18 protein-coding genes are annotated in these 19,810 nt (G+C 36.8%); 15 read left to right on the top strand and 3 right to left on the bottom strand.

Annotated elements, in window-relative coordinates:
- Positions 1 to 7: 7 nt before the first annotated feature.
- The 10 genes from metE to CC204_RS08810 all read left to right on the top strand — a co-directional run bounded on the left by metE (position 8) and on the right by CC204_RS08810 (position 11,304).
- Complete coding sequence (metE, locus tag CC204_RS08850; protein WP_088269858.1) at positions 8 to 2,272, top strand: 5-methyltetrahydropteroyltriglutamate--homocysteine S-methyltransferase; 2,265 nt, start codon at positions 8 to 10, stop codon at positions 2,270 to 2,272.
- Positions 2,273 to 3,136 carry a methylenetetrahydrofolate reductase [NAD(P)H] gene (metF, locus tag CC204_RS08845; RefSeq protein ID WP_088269857.1) on the top strand — a complete coding sequence of 288 codons (864 nt, stop codon included), beginning with the start codon at positions 2,273 to 2,275 and terminating at the stop codon, positions 3,134 to 3,136.
- A 412-nt stretch (positions 3,137 to 3,548) separates the two neighbouring features.
- Positions 3,549 to 4,454, top strand: a complete 906-nt coding sequence (locus CC204_RS08840) for a signal peptidase I (RefSeq protein ID WP_088269856.1) — start codon at positions 3,549 to 3,551, stop codon at positions 4,452 to 4,454.
- Between the two features lie 68 nt (positions 4,455 to 4,522).
- A complete protein-coding gene (locus CC204_RS08835; RefSeq protein WP_088269855.1) occupies positions 4,523 to 5,770 on the top strand; it encodes a hypothetical protein in 1,248 nt (415 codons plus the stop codon).
- A gap of 40 nt (positions 5,771 to 5,810) precedes the next feature.
- Complete coding sequence (locus CC204_RS08830) at positions 5,811 to 6,548, top strand: cell wall protein (protein ID WP_088269854.1); 738 nt, start codon at positions 5,811 to 5,813, stop codon at positions 6,546 to 6,548.
- A gap of 13 nt (positions 6,549 to 6,561) precedes the next feature.
- Positions 6,562 to 7,404, top strand: coding sequence for a BsaA family SipW-dependent biofilm matrix protein (locus tag CC204_RS08825; protein WP_088269853.1), 843 nt, complete (start codon positions 6,562 to 6,564; stop codon positions 7,402 to 7,404).
- Positions 7,405 to 7,412: 8 nt separating this feature from the next.
- Positions 7,413 to 8,033, top strand: a complete 621-nt coding sequence (locus CC204_RS08820) for a hypothetical protein (protein WP_088269852.1) — start codon at positions 7,413 to 7,415, stop codon at positions 8,031 to 8,033.
- 115 nt (positions 8,034 to 8,148) lie between these two features.
- Positions 8,149 to 10,368, top strand: a complete 2,220-nt coding sequence (locus tag CC204_RS08815; RefSeq protein ID WP_088269851.1) for a MucBP domain-containing protein — start codon at positions 8,149 to 8,151, stop codon at positions 10,366 to 10,368.
- Positions 10,369 to 10,420: 52 nt separating this feature from the next.
- A complete protein-coding gene (locus CC204_RS21155; RefSeq protein ID WP_157894264.1) occupies positions 10,421 to 10,597 on the top strand; it encodes a hypothetical protein in 177 nt (58 codons plus the stop codon).
- A 5-nt stretch (positions 10,598 to 10,602) separates the two neighbouring features.
- Complete coding sequence (locus tag CC204_RS08810; protein ID WP_088269850.1) at positions 10,603 to 11,304, top strand: recombinase family protein; 702 nt, start codon at positions 10,603 to 10,605, stop codon at positions 11,302 to 11,304.
- 59 nt (positions 11,305 to 11,363) lie between these two features.
- Here CC204_RS08810 and CC204_RS08805 read toward each other — a convergent pair whose 3' ends face one another.
- From CC204_RS08805 to CC204_RS08795, 3 genes are all read right to left on the bottom strand, one after another.
- Positions 11,364 to 12,515, bottom strand: coding sequence for a pyridoxal phosphate-dependent aminotransferase (locus CC204_RS08805; protein WP_088269849.1), 1,152 nt, complete (start codon positions 12,513 to 12,515; stop codon positions 11,364 to 11,366).
- Between the two features lie 110 nt (positions 12,516 to 12,625).
- The gene (locus CC204_RS08800) at positions 12,626 to 13,348 is read right to left on the bottom strand and encodes an amino acid ABC transporter ATP-binding protein (RefSeq protein ID WP_088269848.1); all 723 of its coding nucleotides are present in this window, start codon (positions 13,346 to 13,348) and stop codon (positions 12,626 to 12,628) included.
- Positions 13,341 to 14,804, bottom strand: coding sequence for an ABC transporter substrate-binding protein/permease (locus tag CC204_RS08795; protein ID WP_088269847.1), 1,464 nt, complete (start codon positions 14,802 to 14,804; stop codon positions 13,341 to 13,343). The genes CC204_RS08800 and CC204_RS08795 overlap by 8 nt, the downstream gene beginning before the upstream one ends.
- Positions 14,805 to 15,037: 233 nt before the next feature.
- Here CC204_RS08795 and CC204_RS08790 point away from each other — a divergent pair, with 233 nt between their 5' ends.
- From CC204_RS08790 to CC204_RS08770, 5 genes are all read left to right on the top strand, one after another.
- Positions 15,038 to 16,126, top strand: coding sequence for an iron-containing alcohol dehydrogenase family protein (locus tag CC204_RS08790; RefSeq protein ID WP_088269846.1), 1,089 nt, complete (start codon positions 15,038 to 15,040; stop codon positions 16,124 to 16,126).
- Positions 16,127 to 16,353: 227 nt separating this feature from the next.
- Positions 16,354 to 17,499 (top strand): tRNA guanosine(34) transglycosylase Tgt, encoded by a 1,146-nt coding sequence (tgt, locus tag CC204_RS08785; protein ID WP_088269845.1) that lies wholly within the window; start codon positions 16,354 to 16,356, stop codon positions 17,497 to 17,499.
- Positions 17,500 to 17,580: 81 nt separating this feature from the next.
- Positions 17,581 to 17,952, top strand: coding sequence for a preprotein translocase subunit YajC (yajC, locus tag CC204_RS08780; RefSeq protein ID WP_088269844.1), 372 nt, complete (start codon positions 17,581 to 17,583; stop codon positions 17,950 to 17,952).
- 128 nt (positions 17,953 to 18,080) lie between these two features.
- On the top strand, positions 18,081 to 18,329 hold the full coding sequence (locus CC204_RS08775) for a post-transcriptional regulator (RefSeq protein WP_229677504.1): 249 nt from the start codon (positions 18,081 to 18,083) through the stop codon (positions 18,327 to 18,329).
- Positions 18,330 to 18,610: 281 nt separating this feature from the next.
- Positions 18,611 to 19,723: a GTP pyrophosphokinase gene (locus tag CC204_RS08770; RefSeq protein WP_088269842.1), complete on the top strand. Its 1,113-nt coding sequence runs from the start codon at positions 18,611 to 18,613 to the stop codon at positions 19,721 to 19,723.
- Positions 19,724 to 19,810: the final 87 nt, after the last annotated feature.

Here is a 19,810-nt window from a genome sequence, read left to right as displayed (position 1 = left end):
GAAATGTATGAAAACATCGATTATTGGTTTCCCTCGTGTTGGGGAATTACGGGAATTGAAATTTGCGACAGAAAAGTATTTTAGAAAAGAGATCACAGCGGATGATCTGGAGACTACGGGAAAAGAATTGCGGAAAAAGCATTGGCAGCTTTTAGTCGATCAGGGCATTGATTTCATTCCTAGTGGTGATTTTTCTTTTTTCGATACGACATTGGATACAGCAGTCCTGCTGAATTTAGTACCGAAGAAATATAAAGAGTTAGAGTTATCGCCGCTTGAAACCTATTTTGCCTTGGCAAGAGGGTATCAAGGTGAAGCTGGTGATGTAACGGCGTTAGCCATGAAGAAATGGTTCAATACAAATTATCATTACATGGTTCCGGAAATTGATGATGAAACGACACTTCAGCTAGTTAGTAGTAAGTTAGTCGATACATTTAAAGAAGCAAAAGCTCTAGGAATCAAAACACGTCCAACGATATTGGGGCCTTTTACATTGCTGAAATTAGCTACATATCACGGGCACAAGCGTGCAGAAGATTTTTATCAAGCGGCCATTACAGCGTATGCTCAATTATTTGCAGACTTATCTCAAGAAGAGTGTGAATGGCTTCAGATCGATGAACCAGCACTAGTATTAGATTTGACGCAGGAAGAAAACAAGCAATTCAAAGCATTGTATCAAGCACTCCTTGGTGAAAAAGGAAAGCTGAATATCTTAATTCAGACATATTTTGGAGACGTCCGAGATGTGTATCAGGATTTAATTGATCTACCTTTTGACGGAATCGGTCTGGATTTCGTTGAAGGGAGAAAAACACTTGAATTAGTCGAAGAATATGGTTTTCCAAAAGATAAAGTGCTATTTGCAGGGATTATAAATGGGAAAAATATTTGGGCGAATGACTATCAAAAATCATTAGCTTTGATTGAAAAGCTTCAATTAGTAGGTGAGATCGTCTTAAATACATCTTGTTCGTTACTGCATGTGCCATTTACACTAAAAAATGAAACTTCTCTGGGTGTTGATGTAACGAATCATTTTGCTTTTGCTGTTGAGAAACTGGCTGAAATAAATGATGTGAAGAAAATCAATGAAGACAAGCAAGCTCATCAAGCAGTATTAGAAAAAAATGTCAGCTTATTCAATCAGGAGCGTTTTATTAAAAATGGGCAATTGGCACAGAAAATTAAATCTTTGACAGATACTGATTTTGTTCGTCAGCCAGTATTAGTAGAACGTGCGGCGATTCAAAAAGAAAAATTGAACCTGCCGCTCTTGCCAACAACAACGATTGGTTCATTTCCACAAACAAAAGAAGTGAAACAAAATCGCGCTAAATTCAAAAAAGGTGAAATCACGGAAGCGGAATATACTACATTCAATCAAGAAAAAATTGCTGAGTGTGTGGCATTCCAAGAAGAGATCGGGCTGGATGTTCTTGTTCATGGGGAGTTTGAACGAAATGACATGGTAGAGTATTTTGGCGAAAGTTTGGATGGGTATTTGTTTACGGAAAAGGCTTGGGTGCAATCTTACGGCACTCGTTGTGTGAAACCGCCGATTATCTGGGGAGATGTTTCTCGGTCAAAACCAATTACAGTTTCATATTCTAAGTACGCTCAAAGTTTGACGGATAAGCCAATGAAAGGAATGCTGACAGGACCTGTGACGATTTTAAATTGGTCGTTTCCGCGAGAGGATATCAGTTTGAAAGAGTCGACACTGCAGTTGGCTTTAGCGATTCAAGAAGAAGTTTTAGATCTAGAAGCCAATGGGATCGAGATCATTCAGATCGATGAAGCGGCTTTGCGGGAAAAATTACCGTTGCGCCAATCCGACTGGCATTCTGAATATTTGGATTGGGCGATTCCAGCGTTTCGTTTAGTGCATAGTAAAGTTCAGCCAGCGACTCAAATTCATACACATATGTGTTATAGCGAGTTTGCGGATATTATTCGGGATATCGATAATATGGATGCAGATGTGATTTCATTTGAAGCTTCACGCTCGAATTTAACGATCTTGGATGCTCTGAAAGCAATCGATTTTCAAACCCAAGTTGGCCCTGGTGTTTATGATATCCATTCACCACGAGTACCTTTAGTCGGAGAAATTGAAGAAACGATCCATAATATTTTAAAGAAATTGCCTGTTGAAAAAGTTTGGGTCAACCCAGACTGTGGATTGAAAACGCGCGGAGTCCCAGAAACACATGCAAGCTTGAAAAATTTAGTCCTCGCAGCTAAACAGGTACGTGGAGGGATTTAAATGAGAACAGATGCCTTGTTTAAAGAAAAAACCGTTTTTTCTTTTGAAATATTTCCGCCAAGAAGAACAGCTCCTGTGGAGACGATTTATCATACGTTAGAACGTTTAAAAGGACAAAGGCCTGATTTTATCAGTGTCACATTAGGTGCTGGTGGCACAGGAAATAATTTAAGTACAGCAGATATTGCTCAAAAAATTCAAGAAGAACAATTTTTGCCGAGTGTGGCTCATTTACCTGCTGTCAATTTTTCTAAAAATGAGGTCATCACAATTTTGGATGAGTTAAAACAAAAGAAGGTGGAGAATATTTTGGCGTTAAGAGGAGATATTCTCCCTGATAAAGAGCCTAAGAAAGATTTTGTTTATGCGAACGATCTCATCACGTTTATTCATGAACAAGGGAAGTTCAATATAATCGGTGCCTGTTATCCTGAAACTCATAGTGATGCAGCAAGCTCAGTGGAAGATATTCAAAATTTGAAACGAAAAGTAGATGCGGGGACAAATCAACTGATCACACAATTGTTCTTTGATAATCACTACTTTTATACCTTCAAAGAAAAATGTGAGATAGCAGGTATCGATATACCGATTCAGGCAGGAATAATGCCTGTTGTAAACAAAAAGCAGATCGAACGAATGGTAAAAATGTCAAACGTGACTTTGCCAACAAAATTTTTAAAAATGATGGAGCGTTATGAACATAATCCAGAAGCGATCAGAGATGCTGGAATTGCCTATGCAATTAATCAAATTGTAGATTTAGTTGCTCAGGGTGCGGATGGTATTCACTTATATACGATGAATAATCCTTATGTCGCACAAAAAATCAGAGAAGCAACTCGGAGTCTATTTGAGGCGTAAAAAACTGAACAAAATAAACTGCATGGAATGACTGACAAAGTTATTCTATGCAGTTTATTTTTGTTTGTGAAATTATTGCATTTATAAGTATAATCAGTCTTTTTAAAAGAGATAAAATAACAAAAAATATAAATATGTTTATTTTTAAAATAAACGAAAGGTTGTTTTTTTCTTTTTATTTCCATAATTCGGAATAGAGTCGGTGTATATATGAAAGCTATTTTAATTAATAATTGAACATAAAACAAATAGATTTTTAAGGAATTTTAAAAATGAATTGATTTAAAAAATAACATGTAGTATCATTTTTCTTAGGTGGTTAAAAATAATTACATTTAGATAAGCTTATTGATTTCTAGTTAGAGTTTTTCTTATGTAGTAGTAGAAAAAGTAATGAGTGGGAGGGAAGCATATGTCAAGGAGACCAGCTGTTAAAAAGTTAGATCACTCTAGTGAAACAATAGATAGAAAACAGCGTCCTAAGCGTCATTCCCGAAATAAAGCCGATTACGATCAGCGACGTCCGAAGGTTGAAAAGTACTATGAAGGTAATGCAAGACCGAGACGAAAATCAAAGCCAAGTACTGATCGACAAGTATCAACTTCTTTTGAAAGAAGGGAGAAAGTTGACAGAGCTCGGCGGATTCGACAGGGAGATGACTTTCAAAAGCAGAAGATAAGAAGACGTCATCAGAGACACGAACCCAAAATTACTGAAAAGAAACCAGCAGTCGTACTATTTTCTTTTTTGGGCAATCTATTTTTTTATGTGGTTACGATCGGCATTATTATGATGGCGGTGATGTTTTCCTTTAGCTCGAAATCTACAGCATCGATTTTCGGCTATCGTTTCTATACCGTTTTGACCAATTCGATGGTTCCGCAAGAGAACGGTCTCAAAGGTGGTTTTTATGCAGGGGATATCGTGATCGTCAAAATGACAGATGGAACGAAAGTAAAGAAAAATGATATTGTGACATTTGCTGTAGGTGACGGCTCCCGCTATTTGACTCATAGAATGGTTGATCGTAAAGATGAGTTGAACGGCGAAAAAGGTGATTTTTTGATTACTAAAGGAGACGCCAATCAAAGTAATGATCCGCCAATAGCTGCAGATCGTGTACTCGGTAAAGTGATTGTAGCTGTTCCAAAAGTTGGTGATTTTTTAGATTTTATTCGGGAAGAATTTTGGGCTTGTCTTGTTTGTGTTCTTTCCTTATACGGATTTTTCTTAGTATTGAAAGCTTATTTGTTTTCACCAAAGGAAAAATATATCCGAAGAAAAAGGACTTCGAAACAGCCAATATACGAGCAATGATATTAGCACGTCGGCTGTTAATAGCGGCGTGAGAATATAAATTATTATCTTTAGGAGGATAAAGAAAAATGAAAAAGAACAAAAAGAAAAAGTTGGTAGCTGCCGCACTTTTAGCATTATTGGCAGCAGGAGCAGGTACTTTTGCGTGGATCAATTCTCAGGATCAACGAATCAACCGTGTGAAGACTGCAGCAATCAAAGACGGTAGTGTCAGCGTGGAAGAGTTATGGAATCCAAAGCCGATCGTACCAGGAACTGATGCAACGAAAGAAGTAGCAGTGACAAATTCTGGGAATACGCCTGTTTTTGTGCGTGTGTCTTATGAAGAAGTATTAAATTATCTGACAGAAAAAGGTGCAGTGACAAATCGGACTGAAGGTTGGAAAAAGAATGCTACACCTGCGATGTCGGATGATGTACCTGTAGAATTTGACGGTGAAAAATATACAGTAGCCGGCAGTGGTTATGCAGATATAACTGGAAAAGTAAAAGACAGTCAGGGAGCAGCTTTGCCAACAGGAGTTAAAGTCTATGCAAACGGATCTGTCACGAAAGATCCTGTGACTGGTGATGAGAATACTACGTTTAGCTACGCAGCGTTTTTCGAGTACAGTTCAGGGAAATTTCAGGCAATGACAACAGATGTTTCTGTGAAAAGCGGCAATACGGTCGGTTCATCAGCAGAGGATTGGGATTTTGTCATGAACAAAGCGGAGTATTCTGTTTATAAAGGTGGTTATAGTAATAACGTAGCTAACTGGGCTGCCTCTACATTAGAAGGTGCATCAGCAGAAGCGACTGCTGCAAAAGCCTCTTTACTGGGAAGTGCTGGAAAGAAATATGATGTAGATTATGACTATAGAGCTACTGCTTTAGGACTTTCTGGTATTCCTGCGGCTTCTCCTGCAATTGCTGGTGAACAAATTCCAACAGCCGCATCAGATAAAAAAGGCGTTCAAGCAGATAAAGCAGCTTTAGGCATCAGTGGTATTCATATAGAATATGGAACAGATATGACTGTAACGACAGCTTTAGCAAATAATAAGTGGACTTATAATAAGGAAGATGGTTATTTCTATTTCACAAGTCCGGTTAATTCAGGTGCTACAACTCCTCACTTATTGAAAAAATTAGTATTTACAAATGCAATAGGAACAGAATATACAAATGCAACATATGACTTGATCGTAAAAATGGAGGCGATTCAAGCGACAAAAGAAGCGTTGACAGATGCGACTGGTTGGAATCTACAAGGTGCGGATGCTTCAGAAACGAAAACGATTACTGAATATCTAGCGAGCCAAGCAGCAAGCTAACTTTTCTTAAAAAGGACAAAAAATAGGAAGGGGAAAAATAATGCTGCAATCACTGGTACAAAAACGTCTGCCGATGTTGTTTTTATATAGCTTCGTAAGCATTATAATCACTTTTACTAGCGGAACGCTTTTAGTTGTTGCAAGTCAAACCCTTCCTCCAGGATTGATCATTGGCGATGAGACAGGGATATCTGCTTCTTCGGAAGGCGAATATTATGTCGATTTGCCAAATGTTCTGCCGGGAGAAAGTTATGAAAAAATAATTACGATTCGCGGTTTAGACATTCAGGAGCCGTTTGAACTGGGAATTTTAGTTACGCCGGACTCATCGAAGGGACTTGTCGATTTTAATCAGCTGATTACCTTGACTTTGACCTTAGAAAATAAGGTTTTATATCAGGGTCCGTTATTAGGTAATGGAGAATTTGACTGGACAGTTCAACCATTGATCATCGGAACATGTGAATATGGTACCGACCAAATTTTAATTGCCCGTTTTGATGTCGACAAAAATTTTACAGCAGCCGATTTTAAAGAAGAAAGTCAATTACTTTATCACTGGACGTTTGTTGCAACAAAAAACCAACAAGAAGAGTCGACTTCCATAAGTAAGGAACCAATATCTAAAGAAAAAGAGCGGTCCAAGGGGATATTTCCTCTGACAGGAGAAGAAATCAGAAATTTGATTTATAAGATTTTAGCAGGGTTACTATTGGTATTGATCAGTATTTTGCTATGGAAGAAGCATAGAGAAGAACAGAGTGAAAGAGAATCGTAAAAGGGGGCTGCAAATGAAAAAAGGAAAACGGGTCTTAAAAATTATTCACGCACATAAATTGTTGTGGGGGCTATTTTCTGTCGTGTTAAGCTTACTGCTTATCGTAGGAAGCACCTATTCTTGGATTACTTATAGCGATGACAAGATCAATCGAAATAAGCCGAATAGCAAACAATTTTCGGTTGTGATCGATGAATTATTTACCCCCAATTTGCAATGGATCCCAGGTACAGTAACTGAAAAACGATTACTTATCAAAAATGACGGGCAGCTTCCTGCATTTGTCAGAGTGTCTCTTTATGAATTTCTTGCTCATTTTGAATTAGATATGACTGATGGTACAGGAAATGGTGGATTAAAAATCAGTACTTTATCAAGTGGAGCAGACATATCTATGGAAGATGCCGATACATGGGAAAAAGGTCATACGTATAAGCTTAAGCCGAGTCAATATTATACTGCATCAGAAGTTTACAAAGGCGATAAGTCGAAACCAAACACAGCATATGTCTACAAAGGGAAACGACCAGCAGAAGGTCTGAGGTATTTGACGATCAACTTCAATGATCCGGATATTTTTGATAAGGACAATCAGCCCGACAAAGAGAAAAAATACTATTGGTACTATTCAGAAGGATATTTCTACTATTCAGAGATCCTAAAACCAAATGAAAAAACAAAAGAATTGATCCAAGCGGTGAGTTTGGATAAGAATTTGCCGAATAAATATAAAGGTTCATTTTATCAGCTGATTCCTATTATGGATAGCCATGACAGTACGAAATCTTTATTGGAGGATTGGAAGCTTCCTGCGGGTTCCTACGTTGAAGCTATGTACCATGAGAAGGTACATTAGGAGGTCTTATGAAAGAACAAAAACAAACGATTTATTTTGTTGGGCTATTACCGTTTTTTATTTTGTGTTTAGTAATGGGCGGTATTACTGTCTATGCTGCGATGACGATGCAAGAAGAAAAAGTAAATCGTTTTCAGATTGGCAACTTGGAAACAAAAATCGATGAAGTGTTCACTGAACCGACAACGATTTTACCGAATCAAGCAGTGGACAAGAAAGTTGATATTATCAATACAGGAACACTTGATCAATTTGTTCGTGTTTTGTTACAACCGGAAATTAGTTTAGAAAAAGCTGGTGTCACAAGGCTCTTATCATCTAAAATCGGAGATGAGGTATTGCTGGATGTAAATACTGCTCAGTGGCGATTAGGGGAAGATGGCTACTATTATTATTTGGACATTTTAAAGCCTGGAGTAAGTAATGCAGCGAAGGATCTATTTACGCAAGTAACGTTAAAAACTGGCCTGGGACCTGAATATCATGAGGCAAAGTTTAACTTATTGGTGAAGGTGGAAGCAATCAATTGTAATAAATATTCCTATCGTGATGCTTGGTGGCAAGGAGAAATGCCGATCGAGGAGGAATTGTTGAAGATCGACAAACAGCTAGCGGTTAAAGCAGAATAAAAATAGGCACATGGGATGCGTATTCCATGCTTGCCTTTATACTCAGCACTTATGAAATGAGTGTTTTTAATGGAGAAATCATTGATTTGATAAGTAGTGATAAAAAGGAGAGAAAATGAAAAAAAGAAAGCAGAGGTTGAGTCAGAAAGTTAAGGTAAAATGGTGGTTTATATTGTTGCTTGTTTTTGTTGTTGGAGGGTATCTGTTTGTAAGTCAAGGTAATTTAGGGGCTTTTACAATCATCAATAAAGGTGAGTTTTATTTAAAAGCCGAAAATCGTTGGGATGGAAATGAGAAAAAGAGTTATTCTTCTTTGGAGTGGGGCGCTGTTGATGGATTAAAGCAGTCGGGTTATCAGTTGTTCCAATCAGAAGATGGTGTCACTTGGAATGCTCGTTCTATGAATTATGGAAAAACGATCAAGGTTTTAAATATTTATCCAGATACAGTAGATGCGCGAAATCTAAAAACATGGATGGATAGTTTAGAGTTAAAAAATTCAAAAGGGGATAGATTGATACAAGTAAGCTATGCCGCACAATCAGTTTTTGGGTTGGATCCTGATAGCCATTTAAAAAATGCTAAAGGGGATTATATATACGATGTTATCATGTTTGGTTCATGGGATTATAACAATCATGTAGATATTTCAGTTGCAGCAAAAAATGCAACACAAGCATATATCGATAGCGGTAGAGGTGTATTATTTGGTCATGATACGATCACACCGAATGATCGAGGTCATACTAATTTTAATAGTTTTGCTAGCCAGTTAGGATTTAAATTACAAGCGTCATCTTTTCAGCTTGGCAGTACATCTGTAAAAATCAACAACAACGGTTACTTGATGAAGTATCCATTTGAGCTGCAAAATGATTTAGCCTTAACAATACCTTTGACACATACATGGGGACAAGGGATTTTACCTGGATCCAGTACGATCAAATGGCTGGAATTTCAAGAGCCATATAACTGGAATAAGCCTGGAGATGGTAGCGCTGATGCAACATTTTATTTAGCTACGAACAACAACCTGGGGATGATTCAAACAGGACATAGTAACGGTCAATCGACGATGGATGAGCGCAAGATCATTGCAAATACCTTGTATAATTTAGCTCAGGTTTCATTAGAAACAACGGCACAAGATTATACAGTAAAGGATGATCGTGCCCCAAAACTAGCAACGGCTACGCCAATGCCAAATACTAGCATAGAGAATTTTACTATAGAAATCGATAGTACAGATATAGGAAAAGAATATCAATGGTACGTAGAAGCAGATACAAGAGAGAATGGATTGAAAAAATCCGATGTAGTGAAAGAAACGATCACTAGTAATATCGCGGGTTATTTTTATACGATCGATAATTCTGCAGCGTCCAATTTAAACACTACCGTGACAGGCTACAAAGACGAATTTGGTCGGATTGCTTCTGATCGTTATGACATTTATGTAGCACCGCAAGGAACAACAGATAAAAATGCAATAGACTATGATCCCTTAAAAGATGCAAACTTGGTCACATATAATACAAAGGGAACAATCAGCGGGATTGACGGTTTAACTGATTATGATAAATATCTACATATTGTTACTGTTGACCGTGCAAATAATGTCAGTGGAGTCAAGACGATCCCGTTTAAAGATCTTATCCCATTGTCTAGAGTCACTGAAAGGTACTTAGATACAGAAGGAAACGAGATTCAAACAGAAACGTATAAGGATATAGTGAAGGGGAATAGCTATACTCAGAGGTTCAAAAATTTGAATGGTTACGCAGTAGATAGCTATCAGATCGACCATGCAGAAGCTGTACCAAGCACAGATAAGACAACTGTTTTGATTGATAATGTTAGCCAAAATACGACAGTCACTTATTATTACAGTAAATTGATTCAATTAAATCTTAGACAAGTTGTGCTAGCAAGTCAGGAAGAAATTATTATACCGAAAAAAGGATATTTACAGCTAGATAACGGACGCATAGATAAAAGAAGTAATTTATTTAATGTCACTGTTGATTCCGGAGCAGATCAGGAACAAGTAGCTTATACAAGTATGGTTATTGCAAAGCAGTCAACACATCATCAGGTGTCTGTAACAGTAGCGATACCTGAATATTATTCATACAGTGGCTATACAGTCACAAAAGATAATAATCCTCATGATAGTGGAATGCGGGTAAAAGACAAGCTTCATTTGGATATTACTGAAATTGCTGAGTATTGGGTGACTATTTATATAGAACCTTCTATCGATCAAAAGCGTTCCCCTGTTCCTTATAATTGGGATCATCAACTAAATAAATTAGGAGAAATTCAAATCAAATAGCTACAGAAAAAGCTTGACCATCACTTTTCACCTCAATTTCAGGAGGATGCGTATGTATATACTATTAATGGCATCGGCAATCGTCATTTTTATTCACAGTTTACTGCTTGTGTATATTATTCAAAAAAATACGGAATTGACGGATAAGCTTGAGCAGCTGTCTCACGAGTTTGTACCAAAAAAGAAGAGACGATCTAAGTTACGAAAAAGAAGTGATCAGAGGAAGTAAAGAAGATGAAATTAGGTTATGTTCATGGGCATAAAGTAGAGCAACAATATGATATCTTAGAGAAATACGAAGTAGATGAAATTTTTTCGGATACGGATCAAAGCTATGAGCGGCTATGGCAAGCTGATAGCGAGCTTCAACGATTACTGAATTATTCAGAATCAGAAGATAGCTTGGTTATATCCTCCTTAGAGGTGCTGTCAAGAGATTACCAGATATTACTTGAGTTGTTCAGCGAGTTAGAGAGATTACAGGTTGAGCTGATTGTTTTGACATCACCGGAACTGACATTGCAAGAATGGCAGCAGGTACTTTATTGGGTCGCCAGAAATGATCGTTTATTACACCCAAGACTAATTAGTGTTAAAATGAATCGAGAAAATAAGAAAAACAGAGAAAATTATACTGTGTTTAGCAGAAAGTCTGAAGGCAAAACACTCTATCAAGAAATCTTTTGGTTACTCGTCAATAAGCAAAAAATCAGAGCAATCGCAAAAGAAAAAGGAATTCCTGTTGAAACTGTTTTTCGAATTCAGCAAGAGGTTAAACGAATGAAGTTAGCGCTGATTTTTGTTACCTGTTTCTTTTTAGCAATTACGACGATCAAATTAACTGAAAATTTTTCAGATAATCTATTGATCCAAGTTGTAGTATGTATTGCTACGACAATGATCATACTCTATAATGCATTATCAGATAGTGAATAAAAATCAAAAAAGAATTGTCCTTTTTCATCATGTTTTGGAAAAAGGACAACTCTTTTTAATTAAAAGGACATTTTTTCTATTCGGTCAAAAGCCTCTTTTAAAACACTTATATCCTGAGTAGCTGCCAAACGTACATATGCATCACCAGTTGTTTCACCGAAAGCTTTTCCCGGTATCATCAGGACGTTGGTTTCTTTCAACACTTTTTCAACAAAAGGAACAGATGTTAATCCTGTTTTAGAAATATTGATAAATGCATACATGCTACCTTTTACAGGATGTAAAGAGAGAAAAGGAATTTGGGCGATTCGTTGTTCCAAATATTCCAGACGCTCTTTAAATACAGTGACTACTTTAGGAACTAATTCTTCAGAATGGATAAGAGCATAAATCCCTGCTTGCTGTGAGGGACTTGGAGCCGAATACGTGATGCTTTCGTTAATTAGTTTTGCTGCATCATTAATATAATCTGGTGCGATCATGTAACCAATCCGCCAGCCTGTCATAGCAAAGGCTTTTGAGAAGCTGCTGAATGTAATCGTGTTTTCGGGAGCAAAGGCAGCCATCGGCACAAAATCATCATAAAAACAAAAAGCTTCGTAGACTTCATCCGAAAGAATATAAAAATTATGTTCAATAGCAAGATCTGCAATCGCCTTAAATGTTTCGGATGAAAAAACAGCGCCTGTTGGATTATTTGGAGAATTGATGATGATTGCTTTTGTTTTGTCTGTGATTGCTGCTTTTAAGACATCGATATTGATTTGAAATCCATCCTCTTCGTAAGTCGGAATGAAGACGGGGGTGCCGCCAGCGAAAAGTACTTGATCTTTATAAGGTGAGAAATAAGGTTCATGAATAATTACCTCATCATCAGGGTCCAATAATACTTGCAGGGTTAAATACATCCCATGTAAAGCCCCCACTGTGGCGCGGATTTGTGTTGTTTCAAAAGACAGACCGTACTGCTTTTGATAAAAGGCTGCGACGGTATCAAGAAACTCCTGACTGCCGCCAGAAGCAGTATACTTTGTATGACCATTTTTAGCATCGGTAAAAGCTGCGTTGATGATCGTTTCGTCAGTGATCAAATCAGGATCACCGATTGATAGATCCAGTAAATCCGGTACTTGTTTTGCTAATGTAGCGATATCCATTAAAATGTTTTCAGCGGGTTTTTGATGACGTTGTGCAATGTTTGAAATATCCATATTTTTCCTCCAGTTACCTTTGTACGTTCTTCGTTTATTCTATTCTTATTTTGTTGATTTTTAAAGAGGGCGAAGCAAATTGTTGTAAATTTGCTCAGCCCTCTGTTTTATTATAGTACTTTTCTTAAAAAGTCTTGCGTTCTTGGATTTTTAGGTTGTCCAAATATTTCTTCAGGTGTTCCTTCTTCTTGAACAATGCCAGCATCCATGAAGATCACTCGATCTGCAACCTCACGAGCAAAGCCCATTTCATGGGTTACGACGACCATCGTCATTCCTTCGACAGCTAAAGCCTTCATTACAGATAACACTTCGCCGACCATTTCAGGATCAAGTGCAGATGTTGGTTCATCGAACAGCATCACATCGGGATTCATCGCTAAGGCTCGAGCAATTGCTACACGTTGCTGTTGTCCACCCGATAGGCTTGAAGGGTAACTGTCGCTTTTATCTTTTAAGCCGACTTGATCTAATAAAGCGAGGGCTTTCTCTTTTGCTGCGGCAGGTGTTTCCTTTTTAACTTTTATTGGACTGATCGTTAGATTATCTAAGACTGTTTTGTGTGGGAACAAGTTAAAATTTTGGAAAACCATGCCCATTTTTTGTCGTAAGGTATCGATGTCCGTATCCTTATCCAGCAAATTTTTTCCTTCAAACTCAATAATGCCGTCTGTCGGTTGTTCTAGTAAATTTAAACAACGAAGAAAGGTACTTTTTCCACTACCAGATGGACCGATGATCACGACAACTTCTCCTGCTTTGACATCTAAGTCGATCCCCTTTAAGACTTCGTTTTTTCCAAAGGTTTTGTGTAAATTTTTAATATTAATCACTAGTACTCATTCTCCTTTCAGCAACACCTAATAGGCGGGAAATAGTAAAGGTCAACACAAAGTAAATCAATGATACAACAAGATATGGTAAGAATGGCTTGAAGCTGGCTCCTTGTACATTCCCAGCTTGGAAGATCAATTCAGAAACACCGATAACAGAAACAACGGAAGATTCTTTGATAACTGTCACAAATTCATTTCCAAGTGCAGGTAAGATATTTTTGATTGCTTGAGGCAATATGATATAACGCATCGCTTGTGGTTGATTCATACCCAATGAACGAGCGGCTTCTAGCTGACCTTTATTCACAGCATTGATTCCGGCACGAACGATTTCAGCGACATAAGCACCACTGTTTAAAGCTAGGGCAATACAGCCAGCTGCGATTTTCGATAAATCTAATCCTAAGACACCTGTACCGAAATAAACGATAAAAATTTGAACTAATAGCGGTGTACCACGAACATATTCAATGTAAGCGATCGCGATACCGCGTAAAATTTTTGATTTTGACAATTTCATTAAAGCAAGTAGACCACCTAAGATAGCCCCGAATAAAACACCCATAAAGGCTAGGAAAATCGTATAGCCAGCACCGCTGATATAAAATTTACCATATTTTCCAAGAAAGCTTTCATCATCTGTAAACATTAATTTTCCAGCTTCTTTTTTATAGCCTTCCAACAAGTTATTGTCGTTGATCGTTTGAATCGAAGCATTGACTTTTTGCTCTAAAACAGGTGCATTTTTGGGAATCGCAACTGCGGCGTCTTTTTCTCCTTGTTCAAATGTGACATCTGCAAAGGTCAAATTAGTATCTCGATCAACATAAGCTTCTGCTACAGGCCCTTCTAATACAGCGGCCTCTACTTTTTTATTTTTCAAGTTCATGATGATGTCAGGAACTTTTTGTAAAGAAGTCGGCACAGAACCAATTAGTTCTGTTTTTGCTAGTTCTTCTTGTGTCGTTTGTTTTTGAACGCCGACTTTCACACCGTCAAAATCATTTGTCGATTGAAATCTGTCTTTATCATCTTTTCTAACAACGACTTTTTGTTGAACGGTCATATAAGGATGAGAAAAATTAACTTCTTTCAAACGTTCAGGCGTTGGCGCCATACCTGAGATGATCAAATCGATCTTTCCAGTTTTCAAGGCACCTAATAAGGCATCAAAACCTAGTTCTTCTATTTTTAATTTTACGCCTAGATCATCAGCGATTTTTTGAGCGATAGAAATATCAAACCCGACGATTTGGTCTTTGCCGTCAACATCAGCATGAAATTCATACGGAGCATAATCGGCGGAGAGACCAACGATCAATTCTCCTCGTTTCATAATACTGTCATAGACAGGATCTTTTTCTTCAGCAAAGGCTGTGCCGACGGGAAGAATAGTTAATAATACCAGTAGAGCGGGTATGATAAGTGCCAAAACTTTTTTACATCGTTTCATTTGTTTATCTCCTTTATAATAGAATTAGTGAAAGCAAGTCACCCTTTGAAGCAAATATTCGAGCGTTTTCGATAAATATACTGAAAAAATCGGATAAATGTATAAAAATTTATTGTTTTCGGATGTGAATTATCATATCATAGATTAAGGGAAAGGAAAAGTGGATTTATTCAAAGAATGTAGAAAAGTTCGCTTTTGCATAAAAATCAAGAAAAAATGGAAGGTCGAGAAGAATGAATCAGTCATTGATAGTAAGAGGAGCACCGCAAGAATACGAATGCCGAGTTGGGGCGTGGAATGATTTAGAATCCCATTTAAATAGAAGAAATATCAAACGTGTCATGGTACTGCATGGGAAAGATTCATGGGAGGCAGCGAAAGAATATTTTCCGGAATTAATGCATATTGATACATTTTTTGTGTATTATGGCGGAGAATGTACTGATGAAAAAACAGCTGAGCTAACGGCTCAATTTAAACAAAAGGATTTAGAGGGAATTATTGCAGTAGGCGGCGGAAAAATTGCTGATCTAGGTAAATCAGTAGCAAATCAATGTCAAACACCAGTATTGATTTTACCAACGTTAGCTGCAACCTGTGCGGCATATACACCTTTGAGTGTTATTTATGATCAAGCAGGTTCAATGGTCCGTTATGACGTATTTGCCAAAAGCAATGCACTGGTTTTGATCGAACCGAAAGTCATTTTGAATTCACCAGTTGAATTGATGGTCGCAGGAATTGGTGATACAGTTGCTAAATGGTATGAAGCAGATGCAATGATTTCGCAGTTATCTGTCCAATCAATAGAGATACAGGTGGCAGCTTTTGCAGCGCAAAAATGTCGTGAAGTGTTATTGGCCAATAGTCATGAAGCTCTTGAAGCGATGCGGAAGCAAGAAATCAATCAAGCTTTTTTAAATGTTGTTGAAACCAATATTTTGTTAGGTGGAATGGTCGGCGGTTTTGGTGATGATTATGGTCGGACGGCAGGTGCACATTCGATTCATGATGCATTGACGATTTTACCAGAAAGTCACAAACAATTGCACGGAAATAAGGTTGCTTATGGCGTGTTTGTTCAGTTGGTGATCGAGGATAAATGGACTGAAATCGAAAAGTTGATTCCATTTTATCATGAGTTACAATTACCGATTTCATTGAAAGAGATGAATATGACTTTAACAGAAGAAGAGTATCAACAAGTTGCAGAACGCGCTGCTGAGCCGCATGAAACGATTCATTATATGAAAGAAAAAATTACTCCAGATGTAGTGAAAAATGCCATGATAAAGTTGGAGGCAGCAATGAATCAAAACTAAATGGTTTGATGCTGAACCATCCATCTCAAGTACGGAGTAAACTATTTTATAATCATAGTTATTTTTGATAATGAAAAGGAGTTTTGAACATCACTTATTAAGGTCTGTTCAAAGCTCTTTTGGTTGTCTAAGGATATCCTAAAGAAAGCCTGTAAAACCTTGCAAAGACGCAAAAAAAAAAGTATGATGAGGAAAGCGTGAATTTACAAAAGAAAGTAGGGAAATGAATGACGGAACCAGCCATTCGTTATCGTTTAATCAAGAAAGAAAAACATACAGGTGCCCGCTTAGGTGAATTGATCACTCCGCATGGAACTTTTCCAACACCGATGTTTATGCCAGTAGGAACGTTAGCGACAGTAAAAACAATGTCCCCGGAAGATTTAAAGGAAATGGGTGCAGGGGTAATTTTAAGTAATACCTATCATTTATGGCTTCGCCCTGGCGATGATTTGATCGCAGAAGCTGGCGGCTTACATAAATTTATGAATTGGGATCAACCGATTTTAACGGATTCAGGTGGTTTTCAGGTATTCTCATTAAGTGATATGCGTAAAATCACTGAAGAAGGAGTTCATTTCAGACACCATTTAAATGGATCGAAATTATTCCTATCTCCGGAAAAAGCCATCAACATCCAAAATAATTTAGGCTCTGATATCATGATGAGCTTTGATGAATGTCCACCATTTGATGAAAGTTACGATTATGTGAAAAAATCGATCGAACGGACCTCACGCTGGGCAGAACGAGGCCTAAAAGCTCATGCGAATCCTGATCGTCAAGGATTATTTGGGATCATTCAAGGAGCTGGCTTTGAAGACTTACGTCGTCAAAGTGCAAAAGACTTAGTTAGTATGGATTTTCCAGGCTATTCTATTGGTGGGTTATCTGTTGGAGAACCAAAGGCAGAAATGAATCGTGTGCTTGATTTCACAACACCATTGATACCAGATAATAAGCCAAGATATTTGATGGGTGTCGGAACTGCCGATTCATTGATCGACGGTGTGATTCGTGGAATTGATATGTTTGACTGCGTATTGCCGACCAGAATTGCCAGAAACGGGACTTGTATGACATCAAAAGGCCGCTTAGTCGTTAAAAATGCCCAGTATGCCAGAGATTTTCGTCCGTTGGATGAAAAATGTGATTGTTATACATGTAAAAATTATACGCGTGCGTATATTCGACACTTGATCAAAGCAGATGAAACTTTCGGTATCCGTTTGACGTCTTATCATAATTTATACTTCTTATTGAATGTGATGAAACAAGTGCGTCAAGCAATCATGGATGACAATCTACTCGAATTTCGTGAAGCCTTTTTTGAGGAATACGGATTCAATAAAGAGAATGCAAAAAGTTTCTAATAATTTAATCAAAAGACTGGTGTTGTAAACGAAGTTTTGTTACAGTAAACTAGTGATTATATGATAGAGAGGTGAATAAGAATGGGCGGAGGACTTTCGTTTATTTTACCATTAATTCTTTTAGCAGGAATGATGTTTTTCATGACACGTTCGCAAAAGAAGCAACAAAATGAACGTCAAACACTTTTAGACGCAATGAAAGTGGGCGATGAAGTAGTCACGATCGGCGGGTTACATGGAGTGATTTCTGAGTTTGACAGTGTAAAGAAAACGGTCTTGATCGATTGTGAAGGAATCGTTTTAGAATTTGATCGTGCAGCGATCAAAACTGTAAAACCAGGTACGACTGTAACAAACGATAGCGATGTAACAGTTGTTGAAACAAAAGAAGAAACAATTGTGGAAGAACCAACAACAATTGAAACTTCTGACAACGACGAAACGAAAGAATAATTCCAGCTTGCTGGAATTTTTTCTTTCTAATAGAGATCGCCTTAACAAAATTCAGTTTATTACATAGTTGATTCTTTAGAAAGAAGGGATGCGTCATCGAAAAGTTATCTTGGCGCCAGCGTTTTTTGGTGAAAAAAGAATTAAAAACAACCTGCGAATCTTTTCGAAAGCTTGGTTATTCCTCGGTCGATGAAAAAGAATTGATGCATTATCTTGTTTCTTATCGTTGGAAAAAGGCAGCACCATCATCGATTCAAGCCTGTCGAGAAGACATTTTACATATTAAGCCAAATGAATTTTTTGATTATCAGCAGTTGGTTGCACAAACCAGCCGATTGACGATCAATGACTGGCAGGATTTGAAGGACTTATTTTAAATTAGTAAATAAATCTCCAAATGTTAGGTCTAACGATTTAACGTTTGGAGATCTTTTTATTTTTATTAAAAATAATGAACACGATATTTAAATTTTGGTTAAAATAAATGTCTTAATGTGATAAAGTATATAAAGAGTTTATTATATTATGAATCTAATGAATTTTTTTTTAAAGGAATATTCTTTACCTAGCTGACAGTTCATAAGAGTTATATGGGAATAAAAGTGCGAAAAAAATTAGTTGATGACTGATTACATTAACGTATACGGAGGTCAAGTATATGCGGGAACTTGATGACAAAAAAACAGAAATTTTAAAGGAATATGATAAAAAGCATAAAGTTTATGAATCATTTGCTAAACAAGTTGAAAATTTACTTATGATTTTGATACAAAATGACAATATAAAAATTAGTTCCATACAATCTAGAGTGAAAGAAAAACAAAGCTTAGAGAAAAAAATAGAGAAAAAGCAAACAGTGTTGTCTAGTGAAGACAAGCGGTCTTATAAATACAATAAACTAGAAGATATAACGGATATTTGTGGTATTCGTATATGCACATTTTATAGTGATGATGTAGATAAAATTGCTGATATTATTGAAAGAGAGTTTCTTGTAGATCAAGGTAATTCAATTGATAAGAGAAAAGCGATAGAACCAGATAGATTTGGCTATTTATCTTTACATTATATTGTATCTTTATCTGAAGAAAGACAATGTTTAAGCGAATATACTTCTTTTTCCGATTGTAAGTTTGAAATCCAAATTAGAAGTATCCTACAACATACTTGGGCAGAAATTGAACATGATCTTGGCTATAAATCAAGTGTCGGGATTCCAAAAGAAATTCGCAGAGATTTTTCAAGGCTGTCAAGTCTTCTAGAGCTTGCAGATAAAGAATTTCTTAGTATTAGAAATAAACTAGACTCTTATCAAGAAGCTGTTAAAGGGTCTCTTATTACTGGACAAGATCAAAATATAAATATTGATAGAATATCTATAAAGAAACTGATGGACTCTGATTTTTTTACACAGCATGTTGATTATTTAGAAAAGAAACTTGGATTGAAAACAAAGTATTATTCTACTTCGGCTGATATCGATGATATAGTTGATGCGTTAAATTATTTAGATATTAATACAATTGATCAATTAAAGTATCTTTTAAATAAATCAAAAGAAATGATGATTCTTTCTTTAATAGACTCAGATTCAATTGCTGACAGAGGCATTTTCTTTTATTGTTGTTATTACTTAGTGATTAAAAATGAATTAGGGTTAGAAGTCTTGCAGGAAGTTTATAGTCGCTTGGGTATCGGAGACAGGGCAACCAAAAAACGTTATGCTGAATTTCAAAAGTTTTATAAGAAAGCTGCAACTAAAACTAAGTAATATGGTAGATTATTTTTAGTTTATAGTAGAAAAGAAAGTAATGAACAGACTTTTTTTATTAATTTGAAAAAAGTCTGTTTTTAAATT

The sequence above is a fragment of the Enterococcus wangshanyuanii genome (genome assembly GCF_002197645.1).
Lineage (GTDB): Bacteria > Bacillota > Bacilli > Lactobacillales > Enterococcaceae > Enterococcus_L > Enterococcus_L wangshanyuanii.
Note: the sequence above shows the minus strand (reverse complement) of the source record. Positions and strands in the feature narration are given on the sequence as shown.